A 16,395-nucleotide genomic window follows, 5' to 3' on the forward strand; every position below is an offset into this window, starting at 1 on the left:
AGTATAATTTGGGTTTTAAGCCCCCTGGTCTTCACTCCAACTCACATTTGTGTTGAGAAGAATAGTCTCTATTTCGCGGAGGGCATCTCTGTGTACTTCATTTGGATAAAACACGAACCCTTCAATGTAATAAAGTTTTCCTTTTTTCTGATCAACCATAAGGTAACCCAAATAGGATCCGCCCATGCTGATGTTGTTGGTTTTCCAGGAACCTCTCATTTCTGTGGTAAAATTATCATTAATCACCATGTTTCTGAAAGCAGGAGGAATTTGTTTTTCAGATACTACATAGGAAGTAGGGTCTTCAGGATCCCCAAAAATGTATTGCTTTGTAATAGAGTCTCTGAGTGCTAGGATGTTTGCAGGAAATGTTTGCTCTTCTGAAGTGTAATCTGTTTCATAGAAAAATAAACTGATATCAGCTCTATTTGCACTTGGAGTGATTTGTCTCACCCACAGAAAATCATCTTCAGACTTTGCCACCTGATAGGAAGCTGGGACATTGATTTCGATTCCAAGGTTCTTTTTAGCTTCAAAACCAGCTGCGGTATTTTTTCTGGCGAGGATGATTTTTTCCAGTCTTCCTCTTTCTCTTACCTCGAAAAGATTCTGTAAACGACCTCCGTTTTTCTTAAGGTTTGCGATGAGTTGGTCTTCAGTATTTCCAAATAAGTATAAAACTTCTTGTCCAATCGCATATTCATCTTCAATTCGCAAAGAATACATATTGCTGTCATTCATTGCCTTCTCTTTTGATTCCTTAGAGAACTGTGCGTTAATCACCTGACTTGCAGACCCCTTATCATCAAAAGTGGTCACATAAATCAAGTTGGTTGACATTTTGAGAATGCGCGTCATTGCTCTCGGATCCACAGTATTAACTTTGAATTTGGCTTCTGATCGAAGCATTCCTGGGATGTCAGATTCAAAAATATCTTTTAGCTCGTCTCCAACTGGGCCAGCCCACTTTACAGAGTCAATGACTAAAATTATTTCACCTATTGTGCCTCTTGCTTTTGGCTTGGCACTATCTGCAGTAGTTCCATCTGAATTGCAAGATGTTAGGATTATGCCCAGAACTAGGGCTATAAGCAAGGATGAAAAGGTTTTCATTTTGGTTGTTTGGTTTTGGATTATGTCAAATTAATGACATAACAACATATATCCTTATTTAGGATTGAATATTGCCATTAGTTAAAAAAAATTAACAAACTAAGTTGGAATAAGGCGTCAATTAACCAATTATCAGTTTTTGACCAGGCTTAATATTGTTGGAATTAAGGTTATTCAATCTCTTAATTTGCTCCACTGTCAGGCCTTCATGTTTTTTAGAGATAATCCATAACGAGTCTCCAGGTTGCACAGTGTAAGTAGTCTGACCAGAAGAGTTTGTTTGTGTGGAAGCTATATTGTTTGACATTCCAGAGTTGATATGAAGTGTCTGACCTACTCGGATCAAGTTTGAAGATAGATTGTTCCAAGATTTAATTTGAGTGACTGTTACACCATGACGCTGTGCGATCGATCCCAAAACATCTCCAGATCTCACTTTGTAAGTCGTACCGTTTTGGCGAATATCCTGTGCTAGGGCTTCTACAGATTGTAACTGCAAGTTAGATGCTAGGAATATTGTAGGTGCATTGTTAAGTGAATCGTTCAACCAAGCTAGGTTTTCTTTGATATAAGGGACTTTGGATTTTGGGATACGAAGTGCCATGCTTCGATTGCTTTCCGGAAGCTTTTTATTCTTAATAGCAGGATTTAGAGTTTTCAAATCGGTAACGCAGAGGTTGGTGAGTTCAGCTAGCTTATCTAGACTTAAAGCTCTGTCGAAACGGATTTTCTCATATTCTACTACATAAGTAGGATCTTCTGGGTGGAAATTATGCTCCTCCAAATGGTTTAAAATGTACAACATGGCTTGTACCTGAGGGACATAGCTTCGAGTTTCTCTAGGTAAATAGTTGTAGATTCCCCAGAAAGTCTTTTTACCACCGGATCTTCTGATTGCTTTTCTTACGTTGCCGGGACCACAATTATAAGCTGCCATAGCAACTTCCCAATCATCAAACATACGATAGAGCGATTTCAGGTATTTAGCAGCAGCTTCAGTAGAAAGCTCTGGATCCATTCTATCATCTATGTCATTGTTGGTGTTCATACCATACATTCTTCCGGTAGCCGGCATAAACTGCCAAAGCCCCATAGCACCAACCCGAGAACGTATTTGAGGATCTAGGCCAGATTCGATGATGGAGAGATATTTGATTTCCAAAGGCATATCATGCTTGGTCATCATCTCATCAAACATTGGAAAAAATAGCTCTTTGCGAGCCAAGACCATTTTGGTATAGTCTCTGTTCCTTACTGTAAAGTACTGGATAAATGAAAAAACTTTGTCGTTCAAATCAAAAGCCATCTCGTGATCCATCGCTTTTACACGACGGTCAATTTGCTCATAAGTGAAATCCGGAATGTATTCGTAGTGATAATTTGGCAATACTTCCTCGTCAAGGAGAGGGGCTGCCGCGACCAACTCATCATCCTGAGAATAGGCTTTGGACAGTGGAATCAAACATGTGATAAGCGCAAGTGTGATGGTTCTGTACAAAAGACTTTTCATTAGATTAATGGGTTTTATGATGTCAATTCGGTTAAATAATTACTGAAAGCATAAAGCTCTGCTTCTTTGAATGAGTTGCATATTACTTGCAATCCAATCGGCATTCCCTGCTCATCTTTTCCATTTGGAAGAGAAATAGAAGGTACTCCTGAAACTGACGCTTGTACTGTGAAGAGGTCTTCAAGGTACATGGCTACTGGATCACCACTATGCTCACCAAATTTAAACGCTGTAGATGGCGTAGTCGGCATGATAATATAGTCAAAATCATTCAAAAGATTCTCAGTGAAATCTTTTATTAATCTTCTGACCTTCTGTGCTTTGGTGAAATATGCGTCGTGGTAACTAGCACTTAGAACGAACGTACCAAGCATTATTCTGCGCTTTACTTCCTCTCCAAATCCTTCGCTTCTAGTCAGCTTATACATGCTCTCTAGATTATGTGCATTTGGAGTTCTGTAACCATACTTAACTCCATCAAAGCGAGACAAATTAGAGCTTGCTTCTGCAGTAGTCAGAATGTAATAGGTAGGTAATATATAGTCTAGTAGAGGGAAATCTACTTCTTCGACTTCATGACCTTCAGATTTCAATTTTTCCAAGACAGCTAGTGTGTTGGCTTTGATTTCCGGTTGAAGGGCAGGTGATTCTATTGTCTCTTTGAGGTAGGCGATTTTAGCTTTTTTCTCAAAATGCAAAAGTTCACTGTATGGAAGTACTGACTTTCTCGAAGAAGTACTATCGTATTCATCGTGTCCAGCCATGATTTCCATCACCACTGCATTGTCTTTTACTGTGCGGGAAAATACTCCGATACAGTCAAAAGAGGAAGCATATGCGATCAAACCCCAGCGCGATACACGTGAATAAGTTGGCTTCATGCCAATCACTCCTGTAAAGGCCGCCGGTTGTCTAACAGATCCTCCAGTATCAGTTCCTAAAGAAACAGTACAAAGATTAGCTTGGACTGCTACAGCGGATCCTCCAGAAGATCCTCCAGGTACTCGGGATTCATCTGCAGCATTCAATACTTTTCCGTGTGCTGAATTCTCATTTGAACTTCCCATGCCAAATTCATCACAGTTGAGTCTGCCTATGATAATGGCATCCTCGTCCAGCAATCGTTGGATAGCTGTAGTCGTTAACTGAGACTCGAAACCTTTTAGGATTTTGGAGGAAGCATTAGCCTCATGGCCGGTATAACAAAGTACATCTTTGATTCCGATCACCATTCCGGCAAGTTTACCAGCATTGCCCATAGCTAATTTTTGATCTATCAGATCAGCTTGCTCTAAGGCAGAATGCTCGTAAACTTCGACGAAGGCGTTGAGATGCGCCTTCGTCTGAATGTTGGTTAAGTAATATTGGACTATCGTATGACAATCCGTTTCCTTCTTTTCGAGAGATTTTTTAATATCGTCGAATGAGATAAATTTTCCCAATTGTCTTGGATTAAGAGATTACTTTTTCTTGCCGTCTTTCAGTCCTTCTTCTAGGTCGTTCTGAATGTCCTTAGTAGCATCTTTAAATTCTCTGATACCACGTCCAAGGCCACGGGCCAATTCAGGTATTCTTTTAGCACCAAACAATAGAAGAACGACTAATACGATCAATACGATCGAGCCTCCGCCCATATTTTGAATGAAACCTAATGTAGTCATGATGGTGTGTGTTTAAGGGTAAATGAGTTTACAAAGATATAACTGTGATCCGCTTACACAAAGTTCAACGGGAAAGCAGTCCATCTTTTTTTTAATATACGCAATTAAGTGCTACTTGGATGAAAGCCACGCAGAAGGATTCATTACTGTCAGTCCTTTCCAAGTCTGAAAATGAACTTCTGCTTCGCCGTTTGCGCCTGTAGCTACCTGACCAATTACGTCTTTTGAGCTTATAGTTTGACCCGATTTTACAGTAATGGTTTTCAACTTGCTATACATGGTATAATATTCACCATGTTTGATAATCACGGTTCCTCCGAAGCCAGGCATAGTCGTGATTTTGGTGACTGTCCCATCGAATACTGCCCGTACATTGGAGTTAGGCTGAGTACGAATATCCACTCCATCACTTTCCATGGTAATACCTTTTAAAGTAGGATGGGGGTAGGTGCCATATCCCTGTGTCACAAAGCCTGTTTCCACCGGCCAAGGAAGCCTTCCTTTATTTCCTGCAAATGAATTGGATAAAGCAGCCACTTCAGGAGTCATAGGCATACTGCTTCCTGAAGATTTGGTAGCAGTACTATTATCTTTTTTAGCAGCAGCTTCCGCACGTCTAATCTCATCTTCGATCACCTGCTTGATCATTTTATTCAATTGATCTTGCTGTTTTTTAGTAGCCGCGATTTGCTTTTGGATGTCTCTTTCCTTACTAGAAAGTGTATTGACAATACCTTGTTGCTCCCGCTTCATCTTATCGAGCTGCGCGCGTTCTTGTTGTTCTTCTACCAGAACTTTTTCTTTATCAGCTTTTTTCTGATCTAAAAGAACTCGCTCTTCGGCTAGTTGAGTGCTTAATTTTTCGATTTGTGCCGCTTGTTGCTTACGACTGTCTGTGTATTGTTTCAGGTACATCAGTCGGGAATAAAGCTGATTAAAATTCGCCGAGCTAAAGACAAAAGAAACGATAGAAAGTCCTCGATTCAGCTTAGAAGCATTGTAGATCATTCGGCCGTATTCAGCTTTCAGCTCCTTCAGCTGACTTTCCAAACTTGTTATTTTTGTCTCGGTTTCTTTGATCTCCTGATTGATCAACTTCACCTCACGGTCTAATGTGTTGACCAGTTTATTTTGAGTCTGAAATTGCCTAGTAACAGCGTTCAGCTCACCAATGGTGTTTTTCTTTGTAGCTGTTGTTTGCTTTAAGATTTTGTCAAATTCAAGCAATCTCGCCTGCACGTCAGCTTTTTCTTTCTCAAGTTGCTCACGTGTTCTTTTTGTTTGCGCAGCAAGTTCAGGAGCCGAAAAAAATAGTAATCCAATTAAAAGAGTAAATGGAATAAGGTATTTGCGGAGCATGCAATTCAAAATTTGAAGGGGAAGCTTAGTGGGGCAGAATTAGGATCTACTGATGTCCATTCCACATGAATAATTGTGTTCTGGCCACCTTCAGGAAGTTGATAAGCTAACTTATAAAGGACTTCAAAGGGAAATGGCTTGGAATCAACCTCTTGAAATGTAGCATAACTTGCTAGCAAGGAGCCTCGGTCATCTAAGGAATTACTTACCATCTCAGAGACTTTTCTATAATTGACATCGACTTTAGAAAAGTATCTTACTTTATCGCGAACCTGAGTCAGTTCAAAGGCTTTCCCAACTCTTACCAACCTGTCTTTGTAATCTACCTGATGAGGTGGGTTAGCGAAAAGAACATTTTGAAATATCTCAAGCGATAACTTTAACCCATATATAGACTCAAATTCTTTGAATGTTAGATTTACTTCTTCATTTCCAATTCTGTCTTTGATTTGGATTTTTTCCTGAGTGATCAGGCCTCGCACTGCTTCCATTCCCATACCTGGAGAAATCATAAACCAAAGAACAGAATCCTTTTTTGACCGTAGGTTCATACTTCCTCGAGTGATTTTACCAGACTCTTCCTCGATTACCACTTTTGCTTTAGCGCTCATGTATTCGTAATCGGTATAGATGGGAGAAAAATCTTCCATTTTCCCATCTGCCTGATAGACTATCGTCTTTTTGGAGCAGGAGAAAAGTAGGCTAAGGCCTATGGTAAATACAATTCCTGCAAAAAGTTTATTCATGGTATTTTCCTTCTTTTATTTTTTGTGAAAGTTTATCTGACGCTTCTGAACTTCCTTCTGCTTTTTTCCAATAACTAAGGGCCTCATTTTTTTCACCAAGATGGAATAATATATCGCCATAATGCTCCAGCATCACACCACTAGGCTTTTCCTCATGCTTCATGGCTAATTCCATAAACTTCTTGGCACCTTCGTAATCTTCCATCTGAAATAGAACCCATGCATGTGTATCAAGGAAAGTGCCATTGTCTGGGAATCTCTTAACAACTTTATCAGACATGGTCTTCGCCTTTTCCAGATTCTTCTTTTCTAGGGAAAGAAAATAGGAATAATTATTTAAGACCTGCTCATCATTTGGATTGAGCTCCAGAGCTTTATCAAAATTCCGAAATGCTTCTTCCTTGTCACCCAGATTATAAAGTGAACTCCCAAGCGACCCGAAAGCGACCTGATCTAATTGAGGATTTTTATTAGCATTTAATTCTATGGCTTTGTTCAGGGAGACTACCGCTTCCTCGTCTTTCTTTTGGGCGGACTTCACTACACCGTCATAAAACCAGAATTCTGGATTTTGAGGGAATTCATCAACTCCAAGAACAGTGAATTTTTCCAGCTCAATAAAATCTGCGTCCTCTCCAAAAGACCCCAATATCACCTGCTCAAGCATTTTGGCATTTTTCGGGTTGATCAAAAGAGATTTTTTGAAATAGTCTATACCTTCTTTTGTTTTTCGATCTTGAATTCTTCGCTCACCTAGTGCTGCATATATGAAGGCACTTTCAGGACTGGCGACAGACATGAGTGTTTCAAGGCTGTCCAGTAAAATGTCTCTTTCTTGGGTTTTTATCTCGTTCAATTGACTAATAAATGCCTTCGATTTAACTTCAGCGTCAAGATCAGAACTTGCAAAAGCCAGGTAAAGATGATGATTAGACTGTTGGATGTCTCCTTTTTCTTTTAGCAGACTATGCGCCGCCATCTGCAATTCAGGCTGATTAGGATATTTCTCGATTTCTCCAAAAACCAATTCCAATGCCTCATCCACACGATTATTATTAAATAGAATCTCAACAACATTCATGACAAAAGCTGGATTTCCAGGTCTGGCTTCTACCAACTTTTTACCTTCAGCAATAGCTTGATTGAGGTTGTTATTATTCAAATATATTCGCTGCTTTTGAATGGTGATCGGTTCCATCACGCCATAGTATTCTTCAGCACGATCCAGTACGACCAAGGCTTTGTCCAGCTCATTGGCATTAAGATAAATCGAAGCCAAGTCAAGATTGTATTGCTGGTTATTTTCGCCATCAGCAGTCAAATTTTCCAGTATTTCAGCTGCTTTGAGTGGTTGCTTGAGATTGGTGTAAATCTCCGCCAGCATCAAGGAGTAATACTTATTATCTCCATCTAACTCTGCTGCTTTGGTAGCATAGGGCATTGCTTTTTCGGCTTGATTTACTTTTACCAGTACCTCAGCAATTTTGTAGTGGATAGCAGGCTCTTCTGGTGAGAATTCCAATGCTTTTTGGAAATAGAAAAAGGCTTTTTCTAAATCATCAAGCACGAGGTTTTTTTCACCTTCGATGAAATATCGGGTGCCTTGTTTTTCGTTTAATTGAGCGGTACGCTCTTTCTTCGAAAGTCTGTCTTGGGCAAAACCTGTGTAGGAGCCTAAAACGACTACTAGAAATATGATGAGTGTTCTTTTGAAATTCACGGGAAATTTGGACTGCAGCTTGAGTTCACAAACATAATGCCTTTTATGCAATTAGGCTTTGTTTGTACGTATGATTGAAATACTTAGGTAGATTATAAGGGCTATTCGGTTTGTTAACGATAGTTGACACGAAAATGATCCCCAGTTTATAAAAATTAAGTCTAAAGCTTTTTACTTTTTGGTAAATATGCCTTGATCTGATCTTTTTCTATTAGGAAAATAAGTCCAAGATAAAGGAAGATGAGACTGTTTTTTGCAAAGAAATTAATGGCTGAATCACCCAAGTCCATGTAAAAGCCTAAATAGCTAACTACAAATGAGATGATTAGGTAAAGGAGTCCCTTCGCTGTTTGATAGGGAATAGGATAATATTTTTGACCATAAAAGTAGCAAAGCAGACACATGACGAAGTAACATAATATGGTGCTTAGTGCTCCTCCCATATACCCCCAAATTGGAACAAAAATGAATATAATAGCTATAGTAAGTATCGCTCCAACCAAGGTGATCCAGAAACTGTACTTGGTCTGATCTGTGATTTTGAACCAAATAGAAAGATTGAAATATATACCAAGAAGTAGGTATCCCATCAGCAGGGTAGGAACTATAAATAGTGCGTCTCCGTATCCAGTCTCTTTCAAAAATGAGCCAATCCAATCCAAATTCACAGAAATGGCAATCATTAAAAGAGTGCAGAATAAGATAAATACGTGCATCACTTTAGCGTAAAGCAGTGGAGAGTTTTTGTCTGCTGACTGTTTGAAAAAGAAAGGTTCAGCGGCATATTTAAACGCCTGAATTACCAAATTCATCAAAATTGCTAGCTTGAAATTGGCTCCAAATACGCCTCCAGCTTCCCGAGCGGTCAGTCCTGCGTAGAAATTTGGTGGCAATACATATTCGAATAAGAATCTGGAAAGTAACTCGTTGGTCACACCAGCAAATCCCATGAATAGTAGAGGAATGGAATATGTCCACATGGGTTTGATGATAGCTCCTTCCAATTGAAATTTGAAAAAACCAGCTTTCCACCACACAAATGGAATAATCAAACCATTGGCAAGCAGATTAGAAAGTAGAATATATTCTACTCCCCAGTCTGATCTGTAACCTAGGAATCCTTCTGAAATCGTTCCGTTGGAGATCAGGTAAGGAAATACGATGATCAGAAGAAGATTAAAGAAAATGTTCAGGAGGATATTCAAGATCTTCGTTCCCGCGAAAATCAATGCTTTGTTTTCTAAACGAAGCTTGGCATAAGGGATAGCCAGAATCGCGTCAAAAGATAGTATCAGAGCTGTCCATCTGAATAAATAGGCCTGGCCAGGATATTCTAACCATTCAGCCAGCCAAGGGGCAAGCAAGAAAAGCGCTGATCCTAGAACCACCGTACTGGTAAGCAGCAGCGATTGCGTGGTATTGTAAACTTTTTTTGGATCAAGATTTTTTCCTGTGGTAAATCTGAAAAAAGTAGTCTCCATCCCGTAGGTGAAAACGATATTCAGAAATCCGATCAGTGCGTAGATGCTCGTGAACGAACCAAATGCCTCTTTGCTGAGGTATGCGGTGTACACGAAGATCATTAAAAAATTGATAGATCGACCGAGGATACTACTCAGTCCGTAAACTGCTGTTTGTCCAGCTAATTTTTTGAGGTTGCTCATTCAAGGTAAAGGAGCTTATTCTCCTTTGAAATGCGGCTGTCTTTTTTCTAGAAAAGCTGAAGTTCCTTCTTTGTAATCGCCTGATTTTACACATCTGGCGAAACTGTTTGCCTCTGTTTGAAAGCCATTTTCGTCCGGTATATAAGCTGAATTAACGCAGTCTATGATCATTCCAATAGCGAGTGGCGCTTTACTTAGTATTTTAGCAATGATTTCTTCAGCTTTTGCCAGAGCTTCCTCTTTTGTAGGAAGTACATGATTTACCAATCCTAATGACTTTGCTTCTTCAGCTCCGATCATGTCGCCTGTCATCATCAGCTCATTGGCTTTTCCTCTTCCTATTAGGATAGTAAGACGTTGAGTTCCGCCGTAGCCGGGGATGATGCCAAGGTTAACTTCCGGCTGACCAAATTTCGCGTTAGCTGTTGCTATTCTTATATGACAAGCCATTGCTAATTCACATCCTCCTCCGAGTGTATAACCATTAGTTACAGCTATTACTGGTTTGTGGCAGTTCTCTATCATGCTGAATATTTCCTGACCATTCTCAGAAAACTTCCTTGCATTTACCTCATTCAAGGTAGCGATCTCACTGATATCGGCACCAGCAATAAAAGCTTTCTCACCTGAACCTGTGATGATCACAGCTTTGATTTCCTTTGTGTCTGAAACCTCTTCAAAAATCGTCCTTAATTCATCTAAAGTCTCAAAATTCAATGCATTCATTTTGTCCTCTCTGTTGACGGTCAAATGGAGCACACCATTCTTCACATCAGTTAGGATATTTTTGAAATCAGCCATAGTTCATCGTTGAGTATAAAACAAATATACAAGCAGGGTATTCAATCCCAAACTGCGTACTTATAAAATCATAAACCTAAGGTAAAGGATTATTACCCCTTTTGTAATTTAAGTGCGGATAAAGCGGATTTTGTCCTAGGTCAAAAACCTGCTTCCACATTTTTATTTACTTTTGTTCAAAATCGAATTTTAACTAATCCGCTATATTAATATGTCTTCCAAAAGAAAAATTACGGTTGCCTATGGTGACGGGATCGGTCCCGAAATCATGAAGGCTACTTTGGCGATCCTCGAAGCAGCTGGAGCTCAGCTCGAATACGATGTAATCGAAATCGGAGAGCAAGTTTATCTCAAAGGAATCAGTTCTGGTATGGAACCAAATGCTTTTGAATCGCTTAGAGAAACGAAAATCTTCTTGAAGGCACCTATCACGACTCCTCAAGGTGGAGGTTTTAAATCGCTCAACGTGACCACCAGAACTTCCTTTGGTTTGTATGCGAACGTGAGACCTTGTAAATCATTTTCTCCATTTATCCACACGTATTTCCCAGAGACTGATTTGGTGATTATCCGTGAAAATGAAGAGGATTTATACGCAGGTATCGAGCACAGACAAACTCAGGAAGTTTGTCAGTCTTTGAAGTTGATTTCTAAGCCAGGTTCTGAGAAAATTATCCGATATGCATTTGAGTATGCTAAGAAATACGGTCGCAAGAAAGTGACTTGTATGACTAAGGATAACATCATGAAGATTGCGGATGGATTGTTCCACCGGACATTTGATGAGATTTCTAAAGAATATCCAGAAATCAAAGTGGATCACAAAATCATCGATATCGGAACTGCTCTGATCGCGGATCGACCAGAGACTTTCGATGTAATTGTGACATTAAATCTTTACGGAGATATTATTTCAGATGTAGCAGCTCAGGTTACTGGTTCTGTAGGACTTGGTGGTTCTGCCAATGTCGGCGAGGAAGTAGCCATGTTTGAAGCTATTCACGGTTCTGCTCCTGATATCACAGGGATGGGAATCGCCAATCCATCTGGATTGCTAAATGGTGCGATCATGATGTTGGTTCACATCGGTCAGCCTGAGATCGCAGAGAAAATCTCCAATGCTTGGATGAAAACGTTGGAAGATGGTATTCATACGGGTGACATCTATCAGGAAGGTCTTTCTAGCAAGAAAGCCGGTACTGAAGAATTTGCCAATGCTGTAATAGAACGATTGGGGCAGGTTCCGTCTACTATGGTTCCAGCTTCATTTGACAAGGATACTACTCCTATGAATGTGTTCGTTTCGCCAGTGGTCAAAGCTAAAAAAGAATTGATCGGTGTGGATGTGTTTGTAGATTGGGATGAGCCAGGAAGAAATCCTCAGATCTTAGGCGAGAAACTTCGCCAGACAAATGCGGATGGACTTCAGTTGACTTTGATCACTAACCGTGGAATCAAAGTATTCCCTGATGGCATGCGTGAAACATTCTGTACGGATCACTGGAGATGTAGATTCCAAACTCCGGAGCAGTCTACGATCTCTCATGCTCAGATTCGTGAACTTCTGAAGCAAGTAGAAGAATTAGGATTTGACTTCATCAAAACTGAGAATCTATATTCTTTCGACGGTGTAAGAGGATATTCTCTAGCACAGGGAGAGTAATGGGATTAGAAATTTGAAATCTCAAATTTGAAATTATAAGGGAGTGGGGTGACCTGCTCCCTTTTTGCATAGTAGTGGGTTTTTGTTCAAGTCTTCAGACCTGTCCGATGCCAGGCGGGCTTGGATCCACAAAAATGAAGTCTTCAGACTTCCATAATTTTTATCTTTGTCCCTTTTGCGGTAGAACTTTTTGACCATAAAATTGAAAAGAGCTTAAGGTTTTGAAATTAGAATACATCTGTTTTGATGCACTGAGGACATGGCTATATCTTCCTATGTGGTTTAAATAAATTCAATGGTCAATGTTCAAATTCAATGGACAAGTTTACGACTCTGATTGAATACTGAGACTGCGACTTAATGTTTTTCCTCAAATTTGATTTTATGGCCAGCTACTTGGTACTTTGTACTTAGGACATGGTACACTTATGAAATCGAGCCTGCCTGAGGGAGACAGGCATATCGAAAACACACACGAAGAATAATTATTCATAGTGCGAGATTCTCCCGAAACAAGTCGGGACAGGCTATCTGACCATTGAAAGACAATTAGAAACAGATGAAAAAACGAGTTTTAATTATAACCTACTACTGGCCGCCGAGTGGAGGTTCCGGCGTGCAGCGTTGGCTGAAATTTGCCAAATACCTACCTGAAGCTGGTTGGGAGCCAGTAATTTTTACGCCTGAGAATCCAGATTTTGACCTGAAAGACGAGAGTCTGGAAAAGGAAATCTCTACCAATCTGGAGGTAATGAAATTCCCGATTTGGGAACCTTATCAGTTGTTGGATAGAATTAGAGGTAAAAAAGAATCACATCCAGGAAGAGTGCTGGAACAAAAAGAGCAAAGTTTTATAGAAAAAGCCGCGATCTGGCTTAGAGCTAATCTGATGGTTCCTGATCCAAGAGTCTTCTGGGTAAAACCTTCAGTGAAATTCTTGACCGAACTAGTGGAGAAAGGGCAGTTTGATGCCGTAATCACTACGGGACCACCGCATTCCATGCATTTGATCGGAAGGGATCTGAAAAGGAAAACAGGTGTTTTTTGGTTGGCAGATTTTCGAGATCCTTGGTCTCAGTGGGAGTTTCTGGATAAGCTGCCCATGCAAAATCGAGTACGAGACAAGCATAAGAAAATGGAGCAGGAAGTTCTTAATGAAGCAGATGTAGTAACTACGATTTCTCCTACGTTTCAGCATGATTTGGAACAAGTAGCAAATCGTAAAATCAATCTAATTACCAATGGATTTGATGATACTGATATTCCAGAAGGTTTTTCTGTTGGCGAGAAAAAAGCTGGCAGTTTGCACCTTGTTTATACTGGGATTATAGATTCGATCAGGAATCCCATGCCTTTGCTGAAAGCTATGCGAGAGGAATTTTCTAAGGAAAAAGGAGATGTGAAATTCACTTTTGTAGGCAGAGTGAGTGACCAAGTTCGTGGGGAAATAGCGGCTGATTCCTGGCTTTCAACTCATGTACATTTTGCTGGATATGTCTCGCATCAGGAAGTCTTCGGGTTTTATGAGAAAGCCGATGCTTTGGCTTTGATTCTCACCAGTACTAAAAATGCGAAGGGAAATATTCCTGGGAAGCTATTTGAATACATGGCGACGACTTTGCCTATTCTGGCTTTAGGAGATCCAGAGGGGGATTCTGCCAAGATTTTGAAAGAGGCTGAGGCAGGTCAGGTTTTCTCTCATTCGGATCATGTGGCCATTCAAGTTAGCTTGAGGAGGTTGTTTGAGCGCAGTGGCAAAGCCGAATCTGCCAGAGGAATTGATCAGTATTCCCGAAGAAATCTAAGTGTTCAACTAGCCAAATTATTGGATGCAGATTCAATTTCTTGACCTTAAAAGAATGGATGAGGAGCTTAAAGCCGCTTTGAAATCCAAGTTTTCCGATATGCTCGACAAAGGCATTTTTTCTGGAGGGGATGAAGTGAATCTTTTGGAGTCTCAAATTTCAACCTATCTCAAATCTCCATTTTCGATTGCTTGTGCAAATGGAACCGATGCACTGGAGCTCGCCTTGCGAGCGCTTGAAATTGGAGTGGGAGATGAAGTAATCGTTCCTGCGATGACCTGGGTTTCTACCGCAGAAGTTGTGGTGATGGTGGGAGCGACGCCAGTATTTTGGGATACGGATGCAGATGGACTTTTAGCTTCTGATTGGGAAAAAGCGATCACGTCAAAAACCAAAGCTGTGATTCCAGTGCATCTCTATGGGAAGATGGTGGATATGGAGTCGTTGATGCAAAAAGCTAAAAAACATAAGCTTTTTGTGATTGAAGACGGAGCACAATCATTTGGCTCATACCAAAATGAAAAGGGCGCAGGCACTTTCGGTGATGTGGGCTGTTTGAGTTTTTATCCGACCAAAAACTTGGGAGCTTTGGGAGAAGCTGGAATGTGTTTGACAAATTCTGCTGAATTAAATAAACGAATAAGACTGCTACTCAATCACGGGCAGTTAGTTCGAGATGAACATGAGTTGCTAGGTAGAAACAGCCGAATTGATTCTATTCAAGCAGGGTTCTTAAATGCCATTTTCGAGAAATTCGATTTGTTCCAAACGCGAAGGAAGAACTTTGCAAGCATGTATTTGGAAGGACTTACAGGAATCGATGGATTACAATTTCCAACGTCTATTTTAGAAGAAGGTCATAACGCCCACCTTTTAGTAATCCAAACAGTCCGAAGAGTTGAGTTAAAACTTTTTCTCATGGACAAAGGAATTGGAACCGCTATTCATTATCCACATATTTTGCCGGATATGAAGCCTTTTCACAGTGATGGAAATTTTTCAAATGCCAGAAAGCTAAGCAAACAGGTACTTTCATTGCCACTTAATCCTTGGATGAAGGAAGGAGAAATAGAATATATAGTTAAGGCTATTCGGGACTTTTTCACTTAATTTCCCCAATGACTTGGACTCAAGACCCAATATATGTCAGCGGTATGCTATGCGCATTTGTGCTGCTTGCAGTATGGCTGGTAAAATTCAAAGGATGGAAAACCATCGGTACACCTATTTTGGTGATACTGATTACGGCTATAGCCGCTAACTCTGGAATCATCCCTACTGCTACTAATGGCAACCCGATTTACACCGGTGTATTTATGTATCTGGCTCCAATGGGGATTTTTATAGCATTGTTGGAAGTAGATCTCAAAAGTCTCAAGAAGGCAGGTTGGCCCATTCTACTTATGTTTTGCCTTGGCGGGTTGGGAACCATTGTCGGGGTGCTAGTCGCCTGGTTTCTGGTACAGCCTGCGGCAGAAATTGGGCCGATGGCAAATGCGGTGGCGGGAATGTATACAGGAACTTATATAGGTGGCAGTATAAATTTTAATGCAGTCGCACTGAGTTATCATGTCAATGATAATGCGGATTTATTTGCAGCTACGACAGTAGTTGATAACTTGATCGGAACTCCATGGATCATTGCCACATTGATCCTTCCTAAGTATTTGCAGTCTTTTTTTCCTAGAAAAAAACTACTTCCATTAACAAATGAAAATCAAAAAATAAAGACTGAAGAATCAATCAGTATTGCGGGTTTAGCAAGCGTTCTGGGCTTAGCATTTTTAGCCATGGCAATTTCCAAGTTTATTGCTCAGGCTTTTCCTCAGATACCTGAGATTATAACACTTACTACTTTGGCGCTGATTTTGGCGCAGATGCCATTTGTGAAGAAATTATCGGGCACACATACCATCGGATTTTTTCTTATTCTTCTTTTTCTAGCAACGATAGGTACACTTTGCGATCTAAGTACACTTTCTGGATTAGGTGATTTGGCAGGGACACTGATTCTTTTTGTGTCTATAATAGTTCTAACTCACGGTCTAGTGATTTTTGGATTAGGCGCACTTCTCAAAATTGATTGGGATGTAATTGCCGTAGCTTCTCAGGCAAACGTGGGAGGGAACACTACGGCTTTGGCATCAGCGGAAAGTTTGAATCGCCCAGATCTGCTTATTCCAGGAGTGCTGGTGGGGAGTTTAGGGAATGCGCTGGGGACTTATGCGGGATTTTTCATTGCAGGGATTTTGGGTTGAGTTCTTAATTGTATTAAGGAGTTTATTGTTTATAAAAATTGGTATTTGATATAGAATAAAAAATTTACTACCTTAAAATCTAAATTTACAGCAAT

General features: G+C 40.2%; 13 protein-coding genes. 4 read left to right on the forward strand and 9 right to left on the reverse strand.

Annotated elements, in window-relative coordinates:
• Positions 1–15 precede the first annotated feature (15 nt).
• The 9 genes from ESV85_RS12230 to ESV85_RS12270 form a co-directional block, all read right to left on the reverse strand.
• The gene (locus tag ESV85_RS12230) at positions 16–1,113 is read right to left on the reverse strand and encodes a DUF4837 family protein (protein ID WP_146917987.1); all 1,098 of its coding nucleotides are present in this window, start codon (positions 1,111–1,113) and stop codon (positions 16–18) included.
• A 121-nt stretch (positions 1,114–1,234) separates the two neighbouring features.
• Positions 1,235–2,623: a LysM peptidoglycan-binding domain-containing protein gene (locus tag ESV85_RS12235; protein ID WP_146917989.1), complete on the reverse strand. Its 1,389-nt coding sequence runs from the start codon at positions 2,621–2,623 to the stop codon at positions 1,235–1,237.
• A gap of 14 nt (positions 2,624–2,637) precedes the next feature.
• Positions 2,638–4,065 carry an Asp-tRNA(Asn)/Glu-tRNA(Gln) amidotransferase subunit GatA gene (gatA, locus tag ESV85_RS12240; protein ID WP_146917991.1) on the reverse strand — a complete coding sequence of 476 codons (1,428 nt, stop codon included), beginning with the start codon at positions 4,063–4,065 and terminating at the stop codon, positions 2,638–2,640.
• An 18-nt stretch (positions 4,066–4,083) separates the two neighbouring features.
• Positions 4,084–4,284, reverse strand: coding sequence for a twin-arginine translocase TatA/TatE family subunit (tatA, locus tag ESV85_RS12245; RefSeq protein WP_057938704.1), 201 nt, complete (start codon positions 4,282–4,284; stop codon positions 4,084–4,086).
• Positions 4,285–4,395: 111 nt separating this feature from the next.
• Entirely contained in the window at positions 4,396–5,643 is a 1,248-nt protein-coding gene (locus ESV85_RS12250) for a murein hydrolase activator EnvC family protein (RefSeq protein ID WP_146917993.1), read from the reverse strand.
• A gap of 5 nt (positions 5,644–5,648) precedes the next feature.
• A complete protein-coding gene (locus ESV85_RS12255; protein WP_146917995.1) occupies positions 5,649–6,389 on the reverse strand; it encodes a DUF4292 domain-containing protein in 741 nt (246 codons plus the stop codon).
• Positions 6,382–8,109, reverse strand: coding sequence for a tetratricopeptide repeat protein (locus tag ESV85_RS12260; protein ID WP_146917997.1), 1,728 nt, complete (start codon positions 8,107–8,109; stop codon positions 6,382–6,384). Before ESV85_RS12260 ends, ESV85_RS12255 begins: the two co-directional genes overlap by 8 nt.
• A 161-nt stretch (positions 8,110–8,270) precedes the next feature.
• On the reverse strand, positions 8,271–9,773 hold the full coding sequence (locus ESV85_RS12265) for a polysaccharide biosynthesis C-terminal domain-containing protein (protein WP_146917999.1): 1,503 nt from the start codon (positions 9,771–9,773) through the stop codon (positions 8,271–8,273).
• Between the two features lie 15 nt (positions 9,774–9,788).
• Positions 9,789–10,574 carry an enoyl-CoA hydratase/isomerase family protein gene (locus ESV85_RS12270; protein WP_146918001.1) on the reverse strand — a complete coding sequence of 262 codons (786 nt, stop codon included), beginning with the start codon at positions 10,572–10,574 and terminating at the stop codon, positions 9,789–9,791.
• A gap of 211 nt (positions 10,575–10,785) precedes the next feature.
• Between ESV85_RS12270 and ESV85_RS12275 the strand changes: the two genes are divergently transcribed.
• From ESV85_RS12275 to ESV85_RS12290, 4 genes are all read left to right on the forward strand, one after another.
• Positions 10,786–12,237 (forward strand): NADP-dependent isocitrate dehydrogenase, encoded by a 1,452-nt coding sequence (locus ESV85_RS12275; protein WP_146918002.1) that lies wholly within the window; start codon positions 10,786–10,788, stop codon positions 12,235–12,237.
• A 559-nt stretch (positions 12,238–12,796) separates the two neighbouring features.
• Positions 12,797–14,086, forward strand: a complete 1,290-nt coding sequence (locus ESV85_RS12280; RefSeq protein WP_146918004.1) for a glycosyltransferase family 4 protein — start codon at positions 12,797–12,799, stop codon at positions 14,084–14,086.
• Complete coding sequence (locus tag ESV85_RS12285; RefSeq protein WP_146918006.1) at positions 14,067–15,152, forward strand: DegT/DnrJ/EryC1/StrS family aminotransferase; 1,086 nt, start codon at positions 14,067–14,069, stop codon at positions 15,150–15,152. The genes ESV85_RS12280 and ESV85_RS12285 overlap by 20 nt, the downstream gene beginning before the upstream one ends.
• An 8-nt stretch (positions 15,153–15,160) precedes the next feature.
• Complete coding sequence (locus ESV85_RS12290; RefSeq protein ID WP_146918008.1) at positions 15,161–16,300, forward strand: DUF819 domain-containing protein; 1,140 nt, start codon at positions 15,161–15,163, stop codon at positions 16,298–16,300.
• Positions 16,301–16,395 lie beyond the last annotated feature (95 nt).

The sequence above is a fragment of the Algoriphagus aquimarinus genome, assembly GCF_007997215.1.
Taxonomy (GTDB): domain Bacteria; phylum Bacteroidota; class Bacteroidia; order Cytophagales; family Cyclobacteriaceae; genus Algoriphagus; species Algoriphagus aquimarinus_A.

Bases quoted from the DNA above. Each gene is read 5' to 3' on its own strand.
- ESV85_RS12250 (WP_146917993.1), bottom strand. From the start codon at position 5,643: ATGCTCCGCAAATACCTTATTCCATTTACTCTTTTAATTGGATTACTA.
- ESV85_RS12290 (WP_146918008.1), top strand. From the start codon at position 15,161: ATGACTTGGACTCAAGACCCAATATATGTCAGCGGTATGCTATGCGCA.
- ESV85_RS12285 (WP_146918006.1), top strand. From the start codon at position 14,067: ATGCAGATTCAATTTCTTGACCTTAAAAGAATGGATGAGGAGCTTAAA.
- ESV85_RS12230 (WP_146917987.1), bottom strand. From the start codon at position 1,113: ATGAAAACCTTTTCATCCTTGCTTATAGCCCTAGTTCTGGGCATAATC.
- ESV85_RS12275 (WP_146918002.1), top strand. From the start codon at position 10,786: ATGTCTTCCAAAAGAAAAATTACGGTTGCCTATGGTGACGGGATCGGT.
- ESV85_RS12270 (WP_146918001.1), bottom strand. From the start codon at position 10,574: ATGGCTGATTTCAAAAATATCCTAACTGATGTGAAGAATGGTGTGCTC.
- ESV85_RS12265 (WP_146917999.1), bottom strand. From the start codon at position 9,773: ATGAGCAACCTCAAAAAATTAGCTGGACAAACAGCAGTTTACGGACTG.
- ESV85_RS12255 (WP_146917995.1), bottom strand. From the start codon at position 6,389: ATGAATAAACTTTTTGCAGGAATTGTATTTACCATAGGCCTTAGCCTA.
- ESV85_RS12235 (WP_146917989.1), bottom strand. From the start codon at position 2,623: ATGAAAAGTCTTTTGTACAGAACCATCACACTTGCGCTTATCACATGT.
- tatA (WP_057938704.1), bottom strand. From the start codon at position 4,284: ATGACTACATTAGGTTTCATTCAAAATATGGGCGGAGGCTCGATCGTA.
- ESV85_RS12280 (WP_146918004.1), top strand. From the start codon at position 12,797: ATGAAAAAACGAGTTTTAATTATAACCTACTACTGGCCGCCGAGTGGA.